The organism is Armatimonadota bacterium, from assembly GCA_031459855.1.
Lineage (GTDB): Bacteria > Sysuimicrobiota > Sysuimicrobiia > Sysuimicrobiales > Humicultoraceae > Fervidifonticultor > Fervidifonticultor primus.
The window spans coordinates 45419-67046 of the sequence record JAVKHP010000001.1; the positions used below are offsets into that span (position 1 = coordinate 45419).

The window sequence follows — 21628 nt, forward strand, 5'->3', positions numbered from 1 at the left end:
ACTATATCGGTCGGCGGGCCGACGTGCCAGGGACGCCCGGGCCTGCAGGCGGTGGGGCGCGGGGAGACCGCCGCCCGCCGGCTCACTCCCACTCGATCGTCGCCGGCGGCTTGCTGGTGAGGTCGTAGACGACCCGGGTGATGCCCGGCACCTCGCGGGTGATGCGGCTGGCGATGGCCTCCAGGACCTCGTCGGGTAATCGCGCCCAGTCGGCGGTCATGCCGTCCTCGCTGGTGACCGCGCGCACCACCACCACCTGCCCGTAGGTGCGCGCGTCGCCCATCACGCCGACCGTGTGCACCGGCAGCAGCACGCCGAAGGCCTGCCACAGCTGTCCGGTCAGGCCGGCCTCGCGCAGCTCGTCGAGGATGATGGCGTCGGCCTCGCGCACCAGCGCCAGCTTCTCGGCCGTCACCTCGCCCAGGACGCGGATGGCGAGCCCGGGGCCGGGGAAGGGATGCCGCATGACCATCCGGTCGGGCAGCCCCAGCTGCCGGGCCACCTCGCGCACCTCGTCCTTGAAGAGGTCGCGGAACGGCTCCACGAGCCGGAAGGCCATGCGCTCGGGCAACCCGCCCACGTTGTGGTGGGTCTTGATGCGCGCTGCGGTGCGCGTGCCGCTCTCGATCACGTCGGGGTAGAGCGTGCCCTGCACGAGGAAGTCGATCCGTCCCAGGCGTGCGGCCTGCTCCTCGAACACCCGCACGAACTCTTCCCCGATGATGCGGCGCTTCTCCTCGGGGTCCACCACGCCCCGCAGGCGTGTCAGGAACCGGTCGCGGGCGTCCACGTGGACCAGCGGGATCTGGAAGGTGTCGCGGAACGTGGCCAGGACCTGCTCGGCCTCGCCCTTGCGCAGCAGGCCGTGGTCCACGAAGACGCAGGTGAGCTGGTCCCCGATGGCGCGATGCACCAGCGCTGCAGCGGTCGCCGAGTCCACGCCGCCCGACAGGGCGCACAGCGCGCGACCGTCGCCCACCTGCGCGCGGACGGCGCTCACCGCCCGCTCCACGAACGACGCCATGGTCCAGGTGGGCTCGCACCGGCAGACCCCGTAGAGGAAGTTGCGCAGCACCTCGACGCCCCAGGGCGTGTGGGACACCTCAGGGTGGAACTGCAGGCCGTAGAGGCGCCGGGCGCGATCCGCCATGGCCGCGATGGGGCTGCGGTCGGTGTGGGCCAGCACCACGAACCCCGGCGGCAGGGCCACGACCGAGTCGCCATGGCTCATCCAGCAGATCAGACGCGGTTCCAGTCCCACGAAGAGATCGGTCCCGTCGTCCACGAACAGGCGCGTCCGGCCGTACTCGCGCTGGTCGGCCGCCGCGGTGCGCCCCCCGAGCAGGTGAGCCATCAGCTGCATGCCGTAGCAGATGCCCAGGATCGGGATGCCGGCGCCGAAGAGCGCCGGGTCCACCCGCGGCGCGCCGGGCGCGTAGACGCTGGCCGGCCCGCCGGAGAGCACGATGCCCTGCGGCCGGTAGGCCAGCAGCTGGGCGATCGGCGTGTCGTAGGGCAGGATCAGGCTGTAGACGCGGGCTTCGCGGATGCGGCGCGCGATGAGCTGCGCGTACTGCGCGCCGAAGTCCAGGACGATGACCGGCCGCTCCTGGGCCGCCGACGCCGGCAACGGCTGGGCCTGCGCGGCGGCCTGGACCGTCACCGCGCGCGTCCCTGCCCGACCTGCTGGTTGAACTGCGCCGCCTTGCCCTCGACCCCCAGCTGCGGCGCCAGCACCAGCTCCACGCGGTGCATCTCGCGGATCGTGGCCGCCCCACACATGCCCATGGCGGTCCGCAGGGCCTCGGCCAGGTTGTGCGACCCGTCGTCGGTGGCCGCCGGGCCCAGCAGGATCTGCCGCAGGGTCCCCGTGGTGCCTACCCGGATGCGCGTGCCGCGCGGCAGCGCTGCGTGCGGGGTCGCCATGCCCCAGTGGAAGCCGCGGCCGGGCGCCTCCGCGGCGCGCGCCAGCGCCGAGCCCAGCATGACCGCGTCGGCGCCGCAGGCGATGGCCTTGACCACGTCGCCCCCGGTGGCGATGCCGCCGTCGGCCACCACGGGCACGTAGCGGCCGGTCCTGGCCAGGTAGGCGTCGCGCGCCGCGGCGACGTCGCAGATCGCCGTGGCCTGCGGCACCCCGATGCCGAGCACGCGCCGGCTGGTGCAGGCCGCGCCCGGCCCGACGCCCACGAAGACGGCCGCCGCGCCCGCTTCCATGAGGCCCAGGGCCGCCTCGTACGACACGCAGTTGCCCGCCAGCACCGGCACGCCGAGCGCGTCAGCCAGCCGGCGCAGCGAGAGCGCCCGTCCCCGCGTGGACCGGTGGGCCTCGGTGATCACGGTGGACTGGACCAGGACGAGGTCGGCCCCCGCCTGCTGCGCGATCGGCGCGAGGCGCGCGGCCGCCGCGGGCGTCACGGACACCGCGCAGACCGCGCCGGTCGCCTTGATGGCGCGCACGCGCGCAACCACCAGCTCGTCGCGGATCGGTGCCTGGTACAGGCGCTGCAGCAGCGCGACGACCTCGTCCGACGCTGCCGCGGCCACGGCAGCCAGCGGCTCGGCGGGATCCGCATAGCGGGTCTGCAGCCCTTCCAGGTTCAGCACCGCGAGACCGCCCAGCCGCCACATCGCCTCGGCCATCCCGACGTCGACCACGCTGTCCATCGCCGCGGCGAGGAACGGCAGGCGGAAGACATGCGGTCCGAGCTGCCAGGAGGTGTCGACATCCTCGGGGTCGAGGGTCGACGCCGCGGGGACCAGCGCCACGTCCTCCAGGCTGTAGGTCCGCCGGACCATGCGGCCCCGGCCCAGCCACTCGCCCCCGCCGGCGGGATCCGCCACGCTCGCTGCCGGTGCGTCGATGCGCGTCGCCATCTCCTTCACCTCACGCGGTGGGACTCCCGTACAGTTCGGGCTTGAGCACGCCGATGTAGCGCAGGTTGCGGTAGCGGCCGGCGAAGTCCAGGCCGTAGCCCACGACGAACCGGTCGGGGATCACGAAGCCGGCAAAGTCGATGGGCACCTCACGCCGCCGGCGCGGCTTCTTGTCCAGCAGCGCGCAGACCCGCAGCGACGCGGGGTAGCGCGCCTTGAGGGTCTCCAGGAGGTAGTCCATGGTGAGCCCGGTGTCGATGATGTCGTCGACGATGAGCACGTGCCGGCCCTCGATGGACTGGTCGAGGTCTTTGAGGATGCGCACGATCCCGCTCGATTCGGTGCCGGCGCCGTAGGAGGCCGTCGCCATGAAGTCGACCTGGCAGGGGATGGTGATCGCACGCAGGAGATCCGCCAGGAACACGAAGGCCCCCGTCAGGATGCCGACCAACAGGGGCTCTTTGGTGTCGTACTCGGCCGAGATCTGCCGCCCGAGCTCCCGGATTCGGTCCAGGAGGACCTCCTCCGGGATCAGCACTTCTTCCACGTCGTCTGCCAGGCCCACCAGGTCGGGCTCCTCGAGAGGGGATTGGCGCCATTATAGACGTCGGACCTCGCCGACGTCAAACGTCCTGCGTACCAGATCTGGTGGCAACTAGGGCCCGCATGTCTAGATATGGCCACATGTCCAGATACGGGCACGATATGACCAGCCCGCCATGGCCGCAGCCACCCGCCGTCATCCCGAGATACCCGCCCGCGCCCCGGGCGCTTGCCCGTCGGGCACGGCCTCGGATACCACCCGGCTTCCGGGTTTGTCCAGTGGCACCCCTTGCTGGCACAGCGGACACCGGTCGGGCGGGAAGATGGGCAGGTCGAGGGTCACCAGGGCGACGAGGGGCACATCCAGCGCCACGGCGCCGCGGCTGCGGTCCACGATGGCCACCGCACCCACCACGTGACCGCCGCCGTTGCGGACCAGCGCAGCGACCTCTGCCAGCGACCCCCCGGTGGTCACCACGTCTTCCACCAGGAGCACACGCTCGCCGGGCCGCAGGGCGAAGCCCCGGCGCAGGCGCATGCGGCCGTCCACGCGCTCGGTGAAAAGGCCGCGGACACCCAGGGCGCGCGCCACCTCGTGCACGACGATGACCGCCCCCAGCGCAGGGCCGACCGCGACCTCCGGCGCGAGATGGCGCACCCGCGCCGCCAGCGCGCGGCCGATCGCCGCAGCCTCTGTGGGATGCTGGAGGATCAGGGCGTTCTGGACGTAGACGGGGCTGTGGTTCCCCGACGTCAGGAGGAAGTGTCCCTCGCGGACGGCCCCGTGCCGCCGCAGGCGCCCAAGCCATCGGGCGGTCGCGCTGCTCGTGGTCATCGCGCTTCCAGCCACCACGCGTGCCTCGCAGCCATCATCCGGAAGACGCACCCTCGATCCCAGCGGCGACATAGGACGGTGGCGCCCCGTCCTCGCGCGTCGCGCCGTCGACGCCGGTGCGGCGCGCGCGCCGTTCCCATGCCGCAGTGATCTCGTGCTGGATCGCGCGCGCGGCGGCCAGAGGGTCGCTCGCAGCCGCGATCGGCCGCCCCACCACCAGGAAGTCGCTGCCGGCGCGCACGGCGGCCTGCGGCGTGGCCACGCGCACCTGGTCGCCGGCGTCGACGCCGGCTGGCCGGATGCCCGGTGTGAGTACCAGGAACTGCGCGCCGCACGCGCGCTTGACCGCGCGGACCTCACCGGCGGCCGCGGTGACGCCGTGCAGGCCCGCGGCCAGCGCGGTGCGCGCCGCGCGCACCACTCCCCCGCGGCCCGGCGCGCTCGTCAGCCGGGTCACGCCCAGCACCCGCAGGCGGGCGCTGCGCCGCGCGGCCCTGGCGGCCGCTTCCAGGGCGCGCGGTCCGGCCGCACAGTGCACGGTGAGCAGCGCCACGCCCAGGTCCGCAGCCGCTGCGACGGCGCCTTCCATGGTCTGCGGGATGTCGTGAAACTTGAGGTCCAGGAAGACCACCCCGCCCGCCGCATGCACCATGCGCACCGCCTCGGGCCCGGCGGCCGTGAACAGGACCGCGCCGACCTTGAACCACTGCACCGCCGGCCGCAGGCGGTCGAGCAGCCGGGCCGCCCCGTCCAGCGAGGGCACGTCGAGCGCGACGACCAGCGGGGGCGGTGTGGCCATGATCCCCGTCATCGGGCCCACGTCCCGGGCGACGCGTCGACCGCGACGCCCGACAACCCTGCCGGCGGCGTCGATAAGGCCGCACGAACCGCGGACCTGCCAGCGGCGACCGTGTCCTGGTTGCTCCGATCGTGGCGGTCCGCGTCGGACACGGTGAGCGGGGCAGCAGGGCTGGCGTCCGGGAACTCCAGTTGGCCCACCAGGTCGCTCACGCGTCCAACACCCTGCTCGACCAGGAACTGTGCGAGGCCCAGGGTGATCGTCTCCGCCGCGCGGGGATGCGCGAAGAGCCCGGAGGCCACGGCCACGGCGTGCGCGCCGCACAGCAGGAACTCGACCGCGTCCTCGGCGGTCTGGATTCCGCCCATGCCGATGATGGGCACCCGCACGCGCCGCGCGACGTCCCACACCATGCGCAGGGCCACGGGCTTGATCGCCGGGCCCGACAGCCCGCCCAGACCCGCGGCCAGGCGCGGGCGTCGGGTGCGCGCGTCGACCGCCAGGCCCTGGAGCGTGTTGATCAGCGACAGCGCATCAGCGCCCGCGTCGACCGCCGCCCGGGCGATGGCGACGATGTCGGTGACGTTGGGGCTGAGTTTCACGAAGAGCGGCCGCCGGGTGGCGCGGCGCACCGCGGCCACCAGCGCATACGTACGCTGCGGATCGGTGCCAAACCACAGCCCGTCGACCACGTTGGGACACGAGACGTTGACCTCGACGGCGGCGACGCCCTCTTCGGCGTCGAGTGTGGCCGCCGCCTCGGCAAACTCTTCAACGGCATGCCCGACGATGCTGACGATGATCGGGCGGCCGAGCGCGCGCAGGAACGGCAGGTCGCGGGCGATGAAGGCCGCCAGGCCGGGGTTCTTCAGGCCGACGGCGTTCAGCCAGCCGGCGGCGGTCTCGACGACCGTGGGTTCCGGATACCCCGGCCGGGGCTCGAGGCTCACCGACTTGGTGATGATGCCGCCGAACGCCCGCAGATCGTAGACGGCCTGCACCTGCCGGCCGAACTCCAGGGGCCCTGGGGCGGCCAGGACCGGGGTGGGGAAGGTGATCCCGGCGAGCGTGACCTGCAGGGCCGGGGTCGCACGCCCCTCTCGACACGCAACGGCCGTCGCCAGAGTCCCTGCTCCGGCGGCGGCCGCCACATCGCGCTCCATGTGCCCTCCTTTCCGGCCTCACCGGACCGGACTTAAAGGTGGCTTCAGCTTATTGTAGGGCGTCGCGGCGGGTCTCGCAAGCGGTCGAACATGTCCGAAACAGCCCAACCAGTCCGCGGCGATCGTTGGAGACCGGGCCCCGCCCCAGCCCGGTTGGGGCCTGAGTCGCGCACTTCCTCATGGCCCGTCAGCGCCGGCCCCGGCGCACGATGCTCCACGTCCCGTTCTGGTACTTCACCAGGTCGCCGACGTTCACGGTCACCCAGAACTCGTAGGGCACGCCGTACTCCACCTGGTTGATCACGATGAGGTAGGGCGAGGTCTCGGTGAGGCGCGTCATCTTCTCGTCGACCCAACCGATCACCTGCGGTTGCTGGGCCGTGCCCTGGTCGTCCGATCCGGTGCGGTCGCCACAACTGGGCAGGATCTGCGCGACAGCCATCAGCGTCACGATGGCCAGGACCTTGTGCATGAACCGTCATCACCGCCTTCCACGCGATACCAACACGCTCCATTGTACACGGTCTCGAACCGTCGGGCGATGCGCGTCCCAGCCGACCCCGGCCGGTCGGCGAACGCGGACTCAGCGGGTTCACGGGCTTGCTCGCGACGCGCGCACGACGGCGTGGCGGGGCGGTTGTGCCGGCGTCTGCACAGGACGCCCAACAGATGAACCCCCGGAGGCGTCCGCCTCCGGGGGTTCGGTCGTGTGGAGCTGCCGGTCTGGGACTACCAGGAGTACAGCAGCTCGGCCCGGTAGAAGTTGAGGTAGTCGCCGTTCGGCGTATTCGCGAGGGCTGCCGGCGACACATTGGCCCGGTAGTAGTTCAGCGTCAGCGTCGTGTTGGGCGACATCGTGTGCTCGAGCCGCAGCCACCACTCGTAGTAGTTGCCGGTGGTAGTGCAGGCGGGGTCGGCGCACAACACCGTACCGCCCTCGTAGAGGACCCGGGCCACCGTGCGCGGCGTGATGGTCAGGTTCAGGCGGGCGAGCCAGCCCCGCATGTTCCAGGCGAACGCCTGCCCGACGATGGTCGTCGCGTAGGTGTGGGACGGGAAGCAGCCGCCGCCAGCCGCGTAGCTGCCACCCGGTGCAATCAGAGCTGCAGCACACGCATCCGGAAGGGGGCCGTACTGGTGATACTGGAAGTCCAGCGTTGGGCTCCAGGTGGCGATCCCCGCAATCTGCGCCAGGTTCAAGTTGCCACCCACGCGCCAGGCGCTTGCCGACCCCCAGTCGGGGCCGCCAGCGTTTGGCCGGCCGTTCCACGAGGCGTAGTTGCCGTAGACCGACAGGCCAGGGAACAGCGTGCCGCTGGCCATGAACTCCCAGCCCCGGCCGCCGAAGTTCCCAGGGTTGACGGGGTTGATGGCCTGGTTGTAGTAGCTCCCCGCGAGTGTCCAACCAGGGAGCAGCTGGCTGCTGGAGACGGTCAGGATCTGGTTGTCGCGCACAGTCGCGGAGTTGGCCCCGCCTGCGACTGGCGTCGCGATGGGCGCCTTCTCGACGAAGAGGGCAGCGGTCACGTTCAGGGGACCCAGCGCCCAATCCGAACGCAGGCCATCGCTGGTGCCAGGAATGCCCGCATTGGCGCCAGGGAGGCTGTAGGGCACGTCAGGCCCGAGAGCCCCGGTCTGGTGACGAGCCTGGAACCCCGCGAAGCCCACGGCGTTCTGCGGGTCGTAGAGCAGGCCGGTCCCGTACGGGCCAAGACCGTTCAGGGTATAGTGCTGCCGGCCAGCCCGCCACAGGGTAGCGCCCCAAGTGTTGCGGATGTCGATGTAGGCGCGGTCGAACGACACGTTGCCGAAGAAGGTGTGCAGGCCGAACCGCGTGTCGTAGGACCCACCCACGCCGGCGTTGTTCGCCGTCCACAGCCGGACCACGGCCTCGGTGTTCGGGCCGCCGCGTCCGCTGAACTGAATACGGAAGCGCAGCCGGCCGTCGGACGTCGCGGACTCGGACACGTTATACCGGAACCGCATGTCACCGGAGATCCGGGTGTTGTCGAGCCGCGCCCGCAGGGCTGCCAGCTCTTCCTCGACCGCGGTCACCCGCACGCCCAAGGCCGCCAGTTCCGCCCGGAACTCAGCCACCAGGCGCTGGACCGTGGCGAGCTTTGCGGTCAGCCGCTTGTCGAGCGCGGTAAGCGCTGCCGACTGCGCAGCCTGGGCCTTGGCGAGATCGCCCTGGCGCACCAGGTCGGGCGGCAGCGGCGGGATCTTGATGGCCTCGATGCGCGCCAGCAGGCGCGCCACGACCATGGCCATCTCGTAACGGGTCATGGCCCGGTCGCCCCGGAACGCCCCATCGGGATAGCCCTCGATAAGGCCCTTCGCCGCCAGTTCCGCGATCGCGTCGTACGCCCAGTGATCGGTGGGCACGTCCGCGAACGGCTGCGCGAAGGCGGGTGCGACCAGCGTGAGCGTCAGTGTCGCTGCGAGTGCCACAGCTAACTGCTTCATCGTTGGTCCGTTCCCCCTTTGCGGGTGGTGTGGGCGTCGCGGGATGCCGGCGCAGGGGAACGAGTGTGCGTGTTTCCTCTTCCTCCGCGGCCTAGCCCGCTTCGCCCGTGTCCCGCCACCGGCGCGCCCTCCCTGACCGTCACACCCCTCCTTTCCGGGCGGGCGCCGCACGGCCTCTGCGGCCGCGGCGGCGGTGACAGCGCGATGAATCCTCAGTGCTCGTTACGACTGGCCGCCCCGGGTGCGGGAGTCTGCCCGGGGAGAACGTACGGCGTCACGACACTCGACGCCATACGTACGATAGCATCCCGCCCCCTCATGCACAAGGCTCCGGCATCGGGCGGCCTGGACGTTCCCAATCGGGTACTTCCCTTCGACGGGGACGGCCAGACTCCTCTTCGGACAGCCCGGGCGGGCTGCCCAGGCGGGCTCCCCGGGCGGGCTGCCTGTCCAGGGCAGGCTACCTGTTCCAGACCGATCGGACCAGCGCCGGGACGTGGGCCGTCCCATGCGCTCCCTCAGCCATCCCCGGCGACGCCCCACGGAGTCGAGGGAAGAGTGCCGGCGGCCGTACCGAGTTCCCTTATAGTGGCGCTGCCTGAAGCCGGCGGTGCCTCACGGAACCCAGGGAGGAACGCCTGGACTGTCCCCGAATACGTCCTCCCCGTGGCGCGGCGTTCTCCACATTCGTATCCAGGGTAACGTACCTAGGGTGACCGTGCGATGACGATCCGCAAGATCTGGCGCGCCGTGGTGCAGGCGGTCCCGGTCGTGCTCGCTTCTCCGGCGCTAGTACTCACGATCCAGGGCTACATGTTCCTGCCGGTCGGCCTGTTCGTGGCCATCTACGCGCCGTGGACGCCGTTCGTGTGGTTTCCGCAGACCCGGTGGCTCGTCACCCACACGATCTGGATGCCCCGGGAGACGCGGGTGCTGCTCTTCTACGCGGGGCTGGCGCTGATCGCGGTGGGGCTCGTGGTCTTCCTGGGGTCGTACGCCTACTTCTACAGTGTCCGGGGGCGCATGGGGCTGGTGACGTCGGGACCGTACGCCGTGGTCCGCCACCCGCAGTACCTGGGCATCTTCCTGGGGCTGGCAGGTTTCTCGCTGGTGGGGGTGCGGCCGATCTCAGTCATCGCGTTCCTGACCGCCCTGTGCACCTACCTCGCGCTGATGATCCACGAGGAGAGCGAGAACGAGCGCCGCTTCGGCGCGGACTACCGGGCCTACAGGGAGCGCGTGCCGTTCCTGATTCCCTTGGTGCCCCGGGCGGTGACCAGACCGTTCACACCCCTGTTCGCGATGCCACGGCCGGCGCAGTATGCGGGCCTAGCGGTGCTCTACGTGGCGCTGGTCGCCGGCGCGGTGGCCTGGCTGCGCGACCGGGCGTTTCCAACATAGGAGCCATAGAAGCGCGGACGTGCGCCACATCGCGGCGGCGGACAGCGCGGGCGTCACCCACCGGCGGCAGCACCTCGCGCAGCACCGCCTCCAGGGTCCCCAGCTGGCAGAGGACAGCGCAAACGTCGCCCACTGGCACCGGCCAACCAGCCGGTCAGAGCACTGCCTCCACGGACACGACCAGGTCGGGCAGCGCCTCGGGAGCCAGCCGGTCGCCGGGGCGGTGGCGCGTCACCTCGCGGTAGCCGTCGGGAGCAGGTGCGCGGTACTGCTCGACCGCGTGCGCCTGGAGATCGACGATCCACACCTCGGGTACGCCCGCGCGAGCGTACAGCGGGAGCTTGACCCCACGGTCGTAGCGGCCGGTCGCGTCGGCCACTTCGATGAGCAGCAGGACGTCTGACGGCTCCGGGTGGCGGGCAGCGTAGGAGCCAGGGCGCAGCACGGTCAGGTCGGGCTGGGGCTCGGAGTACCGGTCCAGGCGCACCGGGTTCTGGACACTCACCAGCGCCCGATCCCCGACGGCTCTGGCGAGGAGCATGGTCAGCCGCGTGACGACGTCCGCATGCCGGCTGCCGATGGGCGTCATCTCGACGATCTCGCCCTCGATCAGCTCCACCCGATCGTCTTCCGAGAGGATGCCGGCCAGCGCCATGCGCTCGTACTCGTCGACCGTGAAGCGGCGCCTCTTCACCTGCACCGACATCTGGGCCTTCTCCCTTTCATCCATCGGCATGCGCGGTCACTTCGTGCAGATGGCGGCGCGCATGCTCTCCTCCGCCCGACCGTGACGCCCTGGCGTCCGGCACCGCGAGGTAGGTGCCGCCGTCGCCTGGCTGCTCGAACGGCGTGCCCGTGACCCCGCGACCCATGGACCCTCCGGCTCAGCGCGCGGGCGGTCGGCTGAAGGCGTAGAGGTGCTCGTCGTTGTTGATCAAGACCTCCACCAGCCCGTCGCCGTCGATGTCTTCGGCTGTGATCCCCATGTAGGCCATGCGGCCGCCGGGCTGCTGCTCCCACTTGGGCGCGCCGGTGCGGCCGGCGAGCAGGTAGACCGCCCCGCTGTGGCTGCCCGCGAAGACCTCGAGCTGACCATCGCGGTCGAAGTCGGCCACGATCACCGAGCCGCTGATGTGCCCCCGGCGCTGGAACTGCCAGACGACGCGCCCCGCGGGCGACAGCGCGATCACCCACCCGTTCTGGACGCCGAAGACGACCTCTTTGGTCCCGTCGCGATCGAGGTCGGCGACGGCCAGCCCGTTGTACGCGGTCACGGGCCCGGGCGTGCGGTACGTCCAGCGCAGCCGGCCCTGGGGCGTCAGCGAGTGCACCGCGCCGTTCCAGTCGGCGGCGTAGATCTCGACCTCGCCGTTGCCGTCGGCGTCGTCGACGGAGACGCCGTAGATCGAGCCGCCGGTGTTGTAGACCCACCGGAGGCGGCCTTCGCCGTCGAGGGCGGTGATCTGGCCGTTGCCGTGGTTGCCGAGGACGATCTCACGCTTGCCGTCGCGGTCGAGGTCGACCACCGCGGCGGCGTTCATGTCGGCGCTGCCGCCCATGGGGAAGGTCCAGCGCGGCCGGCCGGTGGCGGCGTCGAGCGCGTAGACCGTGCCCTGGGTGTCGGCGAAGATCACGCTGTATCTCCCTGTACCGTCGAGGTCGGCGACGGCCGGGCTGGCGTAACTCGTGTAGGCCCGCACCGGGAAGGTCCAGACGGCCTGCCCGCGGCTGTTGAGGCGGAAGAACGTCGAGTTGCCGCCCGCCTGGTAGGGTGCGAAGAAGACCTCGGGCCGGCGGTCGCCGTCGACGTCGAGCACCGCCGGCTGCATCAGGATGAGGCCGCGGATATCGTAGACGGAGAAGTCCCACCGGCGCCGCGGAAACGGCGGCTCCAGGGCGACGATGCGCACCCCCTCGCCGTAGACGAGCTCGACCCGGCCGTCGCCGTCGAGGTCGGCCGCCGCGGGCGGCGAGACCGATGCGGGCGAGGCCGTGGTCTCGAAGGGCAACCGCCACGCCACGTGGGGCGCGGTCAACCCGCCGGGCTTGGGTGTGAAGTTCAGCCGCTGGAGGTTCCCGCCGCCCAACCACCAGAGCGCCGCTGCGGGCGCCGGCGCCTGGGCCCCCACCTGCGCGGCGGCAAGGACACACCCCACGACGACGAGGAGCAACACCCCAAGGCGTCGCAGCGCGGGGTCGGCAACGCGTGCACGGTCGGTCATGCTGTCGCCTCTCCACGAGCCTGTCGGCCGGATCGCTGTCACACAGAGCCGCACCCAGTGTACCGCACCCGCGGCGGGTCTCCTACCCGCTCGCCGGCAGACGCAGACTGCCCGCACGGGCACGCGCCGGTGCCGCGCTGCGGGCCAACGCCATTACCCCCTACGCTCGTCCATCTCCGTGCCCGGCGCCCGGGACCTGCGCCAGTGCCGCTTCAGCCAGCAGGACGGCCACGTAGTCGTCGTAGGGCTCGGGTGGGGTCTGAAGGCTGCGAGGGAGCAGCCGGCGCCAGCCGCGCGGCGGATGCTCGTCGAAGTAGCGGGCGCGCGCACGCAGCGTCGTGCCCGCCTCGTCGACGAGGCGGTGGGGCACCCGGAGCACGCCCGCGAGGGCGCGCACCACGTCGGCCGCCCCGGTGCGGTCGCCGACGACCACCTCGGTGACAGCATGGCGGTCGATCCAGTCGCGCACGAGGGCGACCAGGTCGCCCGTGGCCACCACGGCCCTGGCCAGCACCCGGCCCGGGGCGCAGACGGCAACGCCGCACTTCTGGCGGCCAGGGTCGATGGCCAGCACCACGCGGGCGGCAGCCTCAGGCACCGCAGGCCGTCCGTCCACGGCGACAGCGGGCGCGCGGGGCAGGGCCCGCGACGGGCTGCTGGTGAACCTCGGTAGCCGGCCGCGTCCAGCCATGGTGACAGCAGGCGCGCGGAGCAGGCGGTCTGGGCGCGGGCAACGCGCCGCGGCGGCTCACGGGCCGACGAACAGCACCCAGAGCAGCACCACGCTGTCGATCGCCACGCCGTCGCGGCGCGCGGGCAGGAACCGCCAGGCGCGCGCCGCGTCGAGCGCGGCGGCGTCGAGGGCCGCGTGGCCCGACGACACGGCGACGGCCGCGGCGCCGACGGTGCCGTCGGCGCGCACGACGAGCCGCAGCCGCACGCGCGCGTCGGCGGCCAGAGCGCGCGCCGAAGCAACGACACCGGGGGGGTCGACGACGATGCGGTAGGGCCCGGGATGGCGCGGGGGCGTGAGGTCGACCGGCACGGGTGGCGTGACCACGGGCGTGCGCGGCACGCCTGCAGATGATGGCGATGCCGGGAGGGGCTCAGGCGAACGACCGGCCGCCTGCCCGTCCGATGGCGCTCGGTGGTCGGACGTCGGCGACGGGCTCGTTGCCGATGTAGCCGCGTCGCCCGCCGACGCAGACCCGGCGCCGGAAGCATCCCCCCCACCAGAGGCAGATCCCCCATCAGAGGCAGACCCTACACCCGACGGTGCTTCGCTGGGCCCCGTCGGCGCATCGGACGCCCGCCCCACGGGTGGGGCCGGTGCGCCTTGCGCCCCCGGCGGCGCCGCCTCGGCCCCGCCCAGCGGACGCGCAACGGCGGATGGTGCGGGGCCTTGCGTGACCAGGTTGCGGGCATCAGGCTCCGACGACCGCAGCGCAGCGGGCCGTTGCGGCGCAGGGCGGGCCGGCGGCCGTGCGCGGTGCGCGTCTGGAGCCACGGAGCCCGCGGCAGACTGTCGCCTGGTCAGCGGGTCCGGCTGGCGCGCGTGCGGTGCATCGGAACGGGGTAGGACCGAAGACCGGTACCGGACTGCTGCGGGACCAGGAAAGGGGATCGTGGCTGCGTCCACACCGCTGATGCCGGCTTCCTCGGCGTCCGTCGGACCAGCGCCAGGCACTGCGATGCCTCCCGGGGCGGGGCGGGCTGCGCTCGTCCCCGGCCCGGTGGTCGCGCGACCTGGCGCCGGCGGCACGCCCGGGCGCGCACCGACGACCGCAGCCGCCACGGCCCCCAGGGCCGCGACCAGCAGGAGCGCCAGCAGCTGCGGCCGCCGCAGCGTCATCGGGCGCAACAAGGATCCACGCACCGTAGCCGCACCTGCAGCCGCCTCGACGTCGCCCGCCTGCCGCGGCCGAGCCCGCGCACTCAGACCCGGCCGGGCTGCGTGCGGCCCTGGGCCGCCGCCAGCCCCCGCGCCAGCAGCGCGTAGCCGCCAAACAGCAGCAGCGCGTAGGCGGCGTCACCGAGCAGGGTGTTCCGGAAGAACGGGATCGCCGCCACGTACGCCGCCACGAGCCCGGCCGCCGTGCGCGGGTAGAGCCCGCCCAGCGCCCACACGCCGAAGTTGGTGACGACGAAGAACAGCAGCGACCCCGCCAACGTCGCGGCCGCCACGCGCATTGGCGTGATGCGCCCGGCCAGGCGCGTGCCGATCCACACGATCAGCGCGAACGCCCCGTAGACGACCGGCAGCAGGGCGTGGAGGCCCAGCACCAGGTCGCTCGCGAGCATGGCGGCCAGCGGCACGAGGAGCGCCAGCCGCCGGTCGGCCAGGTGCGCACCGCCGAAGAGCGCCATGGCGGCGATGGGCGTCACGTTGGGCGGGTGGGGCAGCAGCCGGGTCGCCGCCGCGGCCCCGATCAGCCCCGCGATCACGATCCACCGGGTCTGCATGCGTTTCCTCCTCCTCTCGGGGTCCTTTCGCAGTTCGACCAGCGCCAGGACCGAGTCCTTGCCGCCGCTCCAGGAGAGGACGACCAGCGTCCTGGCCATCAGAACCGCGTCCCGTACGAGACGAACACGGTGCGGCCGGGCGCCGGAAAGCCGTGCACCGGCTCGTAGGCCACGTCCAGCAGGTTGTCCACTCCCACCTGCCAGGTGCCGGCGGGCGTGGTGACGGTGTACCGCAGCCCGAGCACCGTGTAGGCCGGCAGCACGACAGGCGTTGCCGGGAACGTGGAGAAGTCGAGGTCGGCTCGCGCGTCTGCATAGACCGCCAGCAGGCTCAGCGTCGCGTCAGGCCGGACCGTCCAGTGCAGTGTGGCGGCGGCGCTCCAGGCCGGGACGCGGATCAGCGGCGCGCCGGTCGCGTCGCGGCCGTTGGTGGCGGTGACGTGGGCCCGCACCGCGAGCCCTGGCGCCAGCCGGCCCTCGAGCTCGGCGGAGGCGCCCGTGATCGACGCGCGGTCGACGTTGACGGGCGGGCAGCCAGACCGGATCAGATCGGTGGCCGCCGTGGCCCAGGCCACGACCCGCCCTACGAGCTGCGGCGCGAGCGTGCGCTCCACGCCGACGTCGGCCGCCCAGGCCCGCTCGGGGACCAGCGCCGGATTGCTGCACCCCGGGAAGAAGAGCAGCAGGAACGACGGCCCGCGAAACGTGCGGCCCACCGCGGCCCGCAGCGTGGTGCGGTCGTCCAGCTGCCGCACCAGCCCCAGGCGGGGGTTGAGCTGGCTGCCGTAGACGCTGTGGAGATCGAACCGGAGGCCGGTCGACAGCAGGGTCGCCGGGCCCAGGGCCCGGTCGCTTGCGACGTAGAGGGCACCCACCCAGGCGTCCTGCAGGAGCGTGCTGGAGCCAAACGGCGAGCTGGACCGCATGTCCACCGCATGGCGCTGGACTTCCCAGCCGGCGGTGAGCACGTGGGCGGGCGTGCGCGACCACACCGCCTGCCCCTCGAGGCCGAGGGCGGTCGCGCGCGTGCGCGTGGTCAGCGCGAAGGCCGCGTCGGTGAACGTGATGTCGTCGACCAGCCCCCACGCCCGCAGCGTGCGCGCGGCCGACCCGTCGAGGCGCCAGCGCGCATCGACCACGGTGCGGCCCGTCAGCTGCCGGGCCAGCGGCGAGGGGAACGCCGTGGACCCTGGGACGCCCTGGTCGGCCGCGAAGTGCGACAGGCCCAGCGAGAACGTGCGCCCCGCGTCGAGGTCGAAGGTGAGCCGCCCGGCCAGCGTCGAGCCGGCGTAGTCGCTGTTGGCCCGGAAGCCCTGGCTGCGGTCGTGCACCGCGTCCAGCCGCAGGCTGGCGCGCTCCCGCCGCCAGCCGACGGCGAGCGTCGCGTGCGCAGTGCCCTGGGTCCCGACGCCAGCGCGCGCCGCGGTGCCCGGGGCGCGCCGCGTGACGATGTTCACCACACCGCCGAGCGCGCCGCTCCCGTAGATGGCGGAGAACGGCCCGCGCAGCACCTCGATGCGCTCGACGAGGTCGATGGGGATCGTCTGGAGCTGGGCCAGACCCTGCGCGGGGCTGTTGAGGGGTACCCCGTCCAGCAGCACCAGGGTATGCGCGGACGCGGTGCCGCGGATACTGATCTCCTGCAGCGCCCCGGGGCCACCGAAGCCCCGCACGTAGACCTCGGGCAGGTAGGCCAGCGCCTCGCCCACGGTGCGCACCCCCAGGCGCGCCAGCTCGGCGGCGGTCACCACCGACACGCTCGCCGGGGTGGCGCTGCGGGGCTGCGGGCGCCGGCCGGGCACGACGACGTCGGGTAGCTCGAACACCGGGGGTTCCTGCGCGGCGCCCGTCGAGATGGCGAAGAGCGGGAGCGTCAAGACAGTCATCAAAACGAGCACGGCGGCCCCACGGGCCGCCACGCGACGAGCGAGGATCACGTCCTGCCCACCTCCTCTGCCTCGAAGGCGTGCGGCATCGGCGCAGGCAGGTCTTCTGGCTTCGGATCATCGCCCGCAGCCGGCCTTCCCGGGATGCCTCCCAGTGGCCAGCACACCGATGGCTGCCGGGCTCTCCGTCACAGCGGCGGGACCGCGCCGGACTCTCCCCAGCGGGGGATCACCGGACTTCCCTATTCTGACGGGGCCATCGTGCACGGCCCCGTCCACCTGCGCCGCCTCGTCTGGAGTTGTCGCCTGGCCTATTCGCGCCGCCCGTCCCGACTCCTGCTGCGCCCACGCTGGCGGCCAAGGCCCCAGCGCCACCTGGCGCGGCGGCACGCGTGCGACGGTGGCGCCCGTCGCCTGCACAGACGCGCCAGCGGTCAGGGCCGCAGCGCAAAGCCCACGACGAGCGGCATCTCGGTGGTCACGTCGCGCCGGACGACCACGTCGACCCGCACCTCGCCGCCGCGCCGCAGGATCTCGGTGACGGCCCGGCGGTGCTCGTCGACGTCCACCTGCGTCGGGGGCGGATCGGTGATGCGGGCAAACGGCGGCGACAGCAGCCGCGACGCGGCCCCCTCGGTCACCCGGTCCACCAGGGCGAGGAGTTCGAGCCCCACCCGCTCCCGTCCGAGTCGCGCGTCGATCACCCCGCTGCCCAGGCGGGTGCCGGCCCGGTAGGCCAGGACGCGATCGTGGCGCATGACGAAGACGCGCAGCGCCTCACCCCGCAGCGTGTTCTCGGCGGCGACGATGCGCACGATGGTCTCGCCGCGGCGGCTGGCCACCAGGCGGGCGATCGCCTCCCAGGTGACGTTGGGCGGGTCGAGGATCAGCACCGCGCCGCTCACCAGATCGGGCGCGATCCCCTTGGCCACCGCCAGGTCCACGGCGCGCAGGCGCATGGCGTCCAGCCGCGCCTGGATCTCTTCCAGGGGCCGCCGGCCGTCGATGACGTCCCGCAGCACCTCCTGGGCGCGCAGGTACGCGATGTCGCCCTGCTTGATCTGCTCGAGCCGGGCTTCGGCCTGCCGGATCTGCTCGCGCAGCTCGTTCAGGTGGAACAGGCCGGTGCGCGCGTCGCTGGACGCCAGCAGGATCGCCACGACGGTCACGACGGTGGTGAGCACGCCGGTCGCCACGGTGATGAGCTGGGCGGTGTGGCGGGGCCGCAGGCCGAACAGGCTGAGCCGGCGCCGGCCCGTGGCGCGGCCCACGGCGTTGCCGACGTAGGCGATGACGCCGCCGGCGACGATCAGGATGGGGAGCAGGATCAGCCCGAACTCCACAGGTCCTCCCCGTACTGTCGCCAGACGCCGTCGCGCACCCGCACGCTCACGGTCGCCGTGGGGCACCGGACGGTGCGCCGGCGCAGGGCGCCGGGCCGTCCTTCCGCAAGAGGAACAGCGTTCCCTCCCGGCCGACGGCCCGCACGCGCGGGGGCAGCCCGCTGGCGAACCACGCGCGATAGACGCCCTCGGGCACGACGAGGAACAGCCGGGGATGGCGGCACAGGGCCTGCGCCAGGTCGTGGCGCGTGGCCAGGAACTGCACGGGCCGGCCGGCATAGTAGACGAGCGAGGGCGCCGTGCGCATCTGGACGGCGGCGAGCCCGTCGCCCGGGTGCATCAGGACGCGCAGGCGCGCCGCCAGGCGAGGGATCGGGCGGTGCTGCTCGACCGCCGGCAGCGTGCCGTGCACGATGACGGGCACCGCCACCACCAGCGTGAGCAGCAGCGCGCCGAGCGCGGCCTGTCGGCGCCCCGCCGCGGCCAGGGCCGCCGCGCCGAGCGGGCCGGCCGCGAGCACCCCCAGGGCGGGCGTGAGTGCTGCGCGCAGGGCCGCGGTCTCGGTCGGGTACTGTCGGAGCCCGAAGACCAGCGCACCGGCGACCAGGAACGCGGCGGTGCCAACCAGCAGCGCGACAGAGATCCGAACGAGGCGCCCGCTCCCCGGCGCATTGTCGGCCGCATCGAGCCAGAAGCGGGCGATCCCCACCGCCAGCAGGGGATAGACGGGAAGGACGTAGTTGGGCAGCTTCGTGCCCGCGACCGAGTAAAAGAGCACCACCAGGCCCACCCACAGCAGGACCACGCGATCCGACGGCGCCCTGCGGCGCGCCAGGTGGACGAGCGCCGCGGGCACGAACGCCGTCCAGGGGAAGGCGCCAGCGGCCAGCACCGGCGCGTAGTACCACCACGGGCCCGGCTGCTCCTCGACCACGCCGACGAAGCGTGTGATCAGGTAGTAGCCCACCACCGGCCGCAGGAACGCCCAACCGTGCCGGACGGTCTCGACGAGGTACCAGGGCAGACCGATTGCGGCGTAGAGCAGCGGCCCCCCGACGAGCGACGCCCGCCAGCACCGCAGTCGACCGCTGCGCGCCCCCAGCACCACAAGGGCCACGGCGGGCAGCAGCAGGCCGACCGGTCCCTTGGCCGCGGTCGCAAGCCCGGCCCACGCCCACGCCCAGAGCTGGGCGCCGCGCCCGCCCGTGGCCTGGGCGACCAGGCCCATGTAGAAGGCAGCCAGCATGCCCAGCACCAGCGTTGGGTCGAAGACCGCCAGCCGCGCCTGCACGACCACCTGGAGCATGGTGGCCGTCACGCCTGCGGCCAGCCACCCCGTGCGCGCGTCGTAGAGCAGCCGACCCAGCAGGAAGGTCACGCTCACGACCCCGGCCTGGGAGACGGCCGACCACCAGCGCGCGGTCGCCTCGTGCCACCCCACCAGCCGTGCGGTGGCGGCCTGCAGCCACATGAACAACGGTGGGTGCACGAACCAGGGCTCGCCGTTCCACCGCAGGGTCCACCAATCGCCGGTGGCGAGGATCTCCACGGCGACCTGCGTGTACCTGGCCTCGTCCTGATCCCACAGGCTGCCCGTACCGAGCCCGTAGCTGAAGAGCGCAAGCGCCGCCAGGGTCACGGCCACCAGGCGCCAACGCTCGCTTGCGGCAAGCGGAGCACGCGCTGCGGTGCCCGGCCAGGCGGCCGTGCCGTCGGCGGTACCGGCCGGTGGCGTCAGCGCGCCCGCCACAGCAACAGCGCGCCGGCGGCGCCGGCGACCAGGTTGGGCGTCCACGCCGCCCAGAAGGCCCCGAGCCGCCCGCGCTCGCCGAGCGTGATCGTGAGGGACAGGCCGAAGTAGTACACCAGCAGGATGAGGACCGTCAGTCCCAGGCCCACCGAGCGGCCCGAGCGATGGGGCCGCAGCCCCAGGGGCACTGCCAGCAGGGCGAAGATCGCGGCCGACAGCGGCAGCGCCACCCGCGCATGCAGGTGCACGGCGTAGCGGGCCACGTTCTCGCCGGTCGTGCGCAGCCGTGCGAGTTGCTCCCGTAACTCGCGGATGGTCATCTCGGCGGGATCGCGGCGGACCGCCGCCAGCTGAGGCGGGGTGCGCGCAAGGCGCACCCGCAGGTCCTGGAAGCGCGTGGCGATGGCGCCGTCGGGGGTGAACAGGTGGAGCACGCCGCGGCGCAATGTCCAGCCCCGCTGCGGGTCGTAGCGGGCCTCCTCGGCCTCGATCACGCGCACCGGCCGCGCACCGGCCAGTTGCACGATCACGACCGCGCGCATCGTGCCCTCCACCGGGTCCAGCGCCCGGGCGTAGAACAGCGATTCCAGGCCGTCGACGGGCTCGCGGAAGACCACGTGCTCCTGCACCTGCCGGCGCGGGGCGCGGACGACCTCGGCCAGCAGCGCGCGGTAGCGGCTCTCGCTGGCGGGCACCACCCACTCGTTGGCGACCAGCGCCCCCCCGGCCACGACCACCGCGGCGGCCAGCACCGGCAGCGCCACGCGGCCGAGGCTCCAGCCACTCGTGCGCATGGCCGTGACCTCGTTCCGGTCGGACAGCCGGCCGACGGCGAGCAGGGTCGCGAGCAGCATGGCCATGGGCAGGCTGTAGGTCACGAAGTACGGCACCCGCAGGGCGAGCAGGGCGACCACGGCGCGCCACGAGGCGCCCACGTCGGCGGCCACCCGGGCCAGGAAGAACACGTGGTTGAGGGCGAGCAGCGCGGTGAACAGCCCGACGCCGAAGGCGAAGACGCCGCCCACCTCGCGGAGGATGTAGCGGTCCAGCCGCCGCACCGTCCCGCCCTCTACGCCGCCAGGACGCGCGCGGCCCGGCACGCGCAGGATCCCATCGCTACAGACGGAACCGCTCGCCCAGGTAGAAGCGACGGGCGGCCTCGCTGGCCATGATCTCCTCGGCGGTCCCCGCGAACAGGATGCGCCCCTCGTGCATGATCTCCGAGCGGTCGGTGATGGCTAAGGTGTCGCGCACGTTGTGGTCGGTGATGACGACCCCCAGGCCGCGCTCCCGGAGCCGGACCACGATCTCCTGGATCTCCGCCACCGACTTGGGATCCACACCTGTGAACGGCTCGTCCAGCAGGATGAACGAGGGGTGCATGGCCAGGACCCGGGCGATCTCCACCCGGCGTCGTTCGCCGCCCGACAGGGTGCCGCCCACCTGGTGGCGCAGGCGTACCAGGTCGAACTCGTCGAGTAATGCCTCCACGATCGCGTCGTGCTGGGCGCGCGCCACGCCGTTCATCTCGAGGACCACGCGGATGTTCTCTTCCACGGTGAGGCCGCGGAAGATCGACGGCTCCTGGCTCAGGTAGCCGATGCCCCGGCGCGCCCGCAGGTGGACCGGCCAGTGGGTGATGGCCACGTCGTCCAGCCACACCTCGCCCGCGTCGGGCCGGATGAGGCCGACCATCATGTAGAACGTGGTGGTCTTGCCGGCGCCGTTGGGCCCCAGCAGCCCCACGATCTCCCCGCGCTCGACGTGCAGGGTCACGCCGTCGACGACGGTACGCCGGCCAAACCGCTTGACCAGCCCGCGCGCGGCCAGCATCGCGCCTCCTTCTCGACGTTGACGCTCGAGCACGGTCCCGGACCCGT

Annotated in this window: 18 protein-coding genes, 1 pseudogene and 1 riboswitch; of the genes and pseudogenes, 1 reads left to right on the forward strand and 18 read right to left on the reverse strand. The window is 72.8% G+C overall.

Features of this window, described 5'->3' with window-relative positions; translation table 11 throughout:
- Window positions 1-82: 82 nt before the first annotated feature.
- The 8 genes and pseudogenes from guaA to QN157_00210 all read right to left on the reverse strand — a co-directional run bounded on the left by guaA (window position 83) and on the right by QN157_00210 (window position 8683).
- Window positions 83-1630, reverse strand: coding sequence for a glutamine-hydrolyzing GMP synthase (gene guaA, locus QN157_00175; protein ID MDR7554001.1), 1548 nt, complete (start codon window positions 1628-1630; stop codon window positions 83-85).
- 29 nt (window positions 1631-1659) lie between these two features.
- Complete coding sequence (locus QN157_00180) at window positions 1660-2877, reverse strand: GuaB3 family IMP dehydrogenase-related protein (GenBank protein MDR7554002.1); 1218 nt, start codon at window positions 2875-2877, stop codon at window positions 1660-1662.
- 10 nt (window positions 2878-2887) lie between these two features.
- Complete coding sequence (hpt, locus tag QN157_00185) at window positions 2888-3436, reverse strand: hypoxanthine phosphoribosyltransferase (GenBank protein ID MDR7554003.1); 549 nt, start codon at window positions 3434-3436, stop codon at window positions 2888-2890.
- Window positions 3437-3616: 180 nt separating this feature from the next.
- The gene (gene pyrE, locus QN157_00190) at window positions 3617-4255 is read right to left on the reverse strand and encodes an orotate phosphoribosyltransferase (protein MDR7554004.1); all 639 of its coding nucleotides are present in this window, start codon (window positions 4253-4255) and stop codon (window positions 3617-3619) included.
- 34 nt (window positions 4256-4289) lie between these two features.
- The gene (gene pyrF / locus QN157_00195; GenBank protein ID MDR7554005.1) at window positions 4290-5066 is read right to left on the reverse strand and encodes an orotidine-5'-phosphate decarboxylase; all 777 of its coding nucleotides are present in this window, start codon (window positions 5064-5066) and stop codon (window positions 4290-4292) included.
- Window positions 5067-5239: 173 nt separating this feature from the next.
- Window positions 5240-6178: pseudogene (locus tag QN157_00200) on the reverse strand (dihydroorotate dehydrogenase).
- Between the two features lie 226 nt (window positions 6179-6404).
- A complete protein-coding gene (locus tag QN157_00205) occupies window positions 6405-6689 on the reverse strand; it encodes a hypothetical protein (protein MDR7554006.1) in 285 nt (94 codons plus the stop codon).
- Window positions 6690-6946: 257 nt separating this feature from the next.
- Window positions 6947-8683, reverse strand: a complete 1737-nt coding sequence (locus QN157_00210) for an S-layer homology domain-containing protein (protein ID MDR7554007.1) — start codon at window positions 8681-8683, stop codon at window positions 6947-6949.
- 723 nt (window positions 8684-9406) lie between these two features.
- On the opposite strand from QN157_00210, the gene QN157_00215 reads away from it, so the two are divergent.
- On the forward strand, window positions 9407-10084 hold the full coding sequence (locus QN157_00215) for an isoprenylcysteine carboxylmethyltransferase family protein (protein MDR7554008.1): 678 nt from the start codon (window positions 9407-9409) through the stop codon (window positions 10082-10084).
- Between the two features lie 154 nt (window positions 10085-10238).
- On the opposite strand, the gene QN157_00220 is transcribed toward QN157_00215, so the two are convergent.
- The 10 genes from QN157_00220 to lptB all read right to left on the reverse strand — a co-directional run bounded on the left by QN157_00220 (window position 10239) and on the right by lptB (window position 21581).
- The gene (locus QN157_00220; GenBank protein ID MDR7554009.1) at window positions 10239-10790 is read right to left on the reverse strand and encodes a Uma2 family endonuclease; all 552 of its coding nucleotides are present in this window, start codon (window positions 10788-10790) and stop codon (window positions 10239-10241) included.
- 178 nt (window positions 10791-10968) lie between these two features.
- Window positions 10969-12306, reverse strand: coding sequence for a PQQ-binding-like beta-propeller repeat protein (locus QN157_00225; GenBank protein MDR7554010.1), 1338 nt, complete (start codon window positions 12304-12306; stop codon window positions 10969-10971).
- Between the two features lie 160 nt (window positions 12307-12466).
- Entirely contained in the window at window positions 12467-12904 is a 438-nt protein-coding gene (locus tag QN157_00230) for a hypothetical protein (GenBank protein MDR7554011.1), read from the reverse strand.
- 150 nt (window positions 12905-13054) lie between these two features.
- Window positions 13055-13351: a TonB family protein gene (locus QN157_00235; protein ID MDR7554012.1), complete on the reverse strand. Its 297-nt coding sequence runs from the start codon at window positions 13349-13351 to the stop codon at window positions 13055-13057.
- Window positions 13352-14241: 890 nt separating this feature from the next.
- Window positions 14242-14868 carry a DUF6580 family putative transport protein gene (locus QN157_00240; GenBank protein ID MDR7554013.1) on the reverse strand — a complete coding sequence of 209 codons (627 nt, stop codon included), beginning with the start codon at window positions 14866-14868 and terminating at the stop codon, window positions 14242-14244.
- Window positions 14868-16706, reverse strand: coding sequence for a TonB-dependent receptor (locus tag QN157_00245; protein ID MDR7554014.1), 1839 nt, complete (start codon window positions 16704-16706; stop codon window positions 14868-14870). The genes QN157_00240 and QN157_00245 overlap by 1 nt, the downstream gene beginning before the upstream one ends.
- Before the next feature lie 27 nt (window positions 16707-16733).
- A riboswitch (cobalamin riboswitch) is annotated at window positions 16734-16953 on the reverse strand.
- A 136-nt stretch (window positions 16954-17089) separates the two neighbouring features.
- On the reverse strand, window positions 17090-17998 hold the full coding sequence (locus QN157_00250) for a DUF3084 domain-containing protein (GenBank protein MDR7554015.1): 909 nt from the start codon (window positions 17996-17998) through the stop codon (window positions 17090-17092).
- 46 nt (window positions 17999-18044) lie between these two features.
- Window positions 18045-19643: a glycosyltransferase family 39 protein gene (locus QN157_00255; GenBank protein MDR7554016.1), complete on the reverse strand. Its 1599-nt coding sequence runs from the start codon at window positions 19641-19643 to the stop codon at window positions 18045-18047.
- A gap of 89 nt (window positions 19644-19732) precedes the next feature.
- Complete coding sequence (locus QN157_00260; protein ID MDR7554017.1) at window positions 19733-20806, reverse strand: LptF/LptG family permease; 1074 nt, start codon at window positions 20804-20806, stop codon at window positions 19733-19735.
- 58 nt (window positions 20807-20864) lie between these two features.
- Window positions 20865-21581, reverse strand: coding sequence for an LPS export ABC transporter ATP-binding protein (gene lptB, locus QN157_00265; GenBank protein MDR7554018.1), 717 nt, complete (start codon window positions 21579-21581; stop codon window positions 20865-20867).
- Window positions 21582-21628 lie beyond the last annotated feature (47 nt).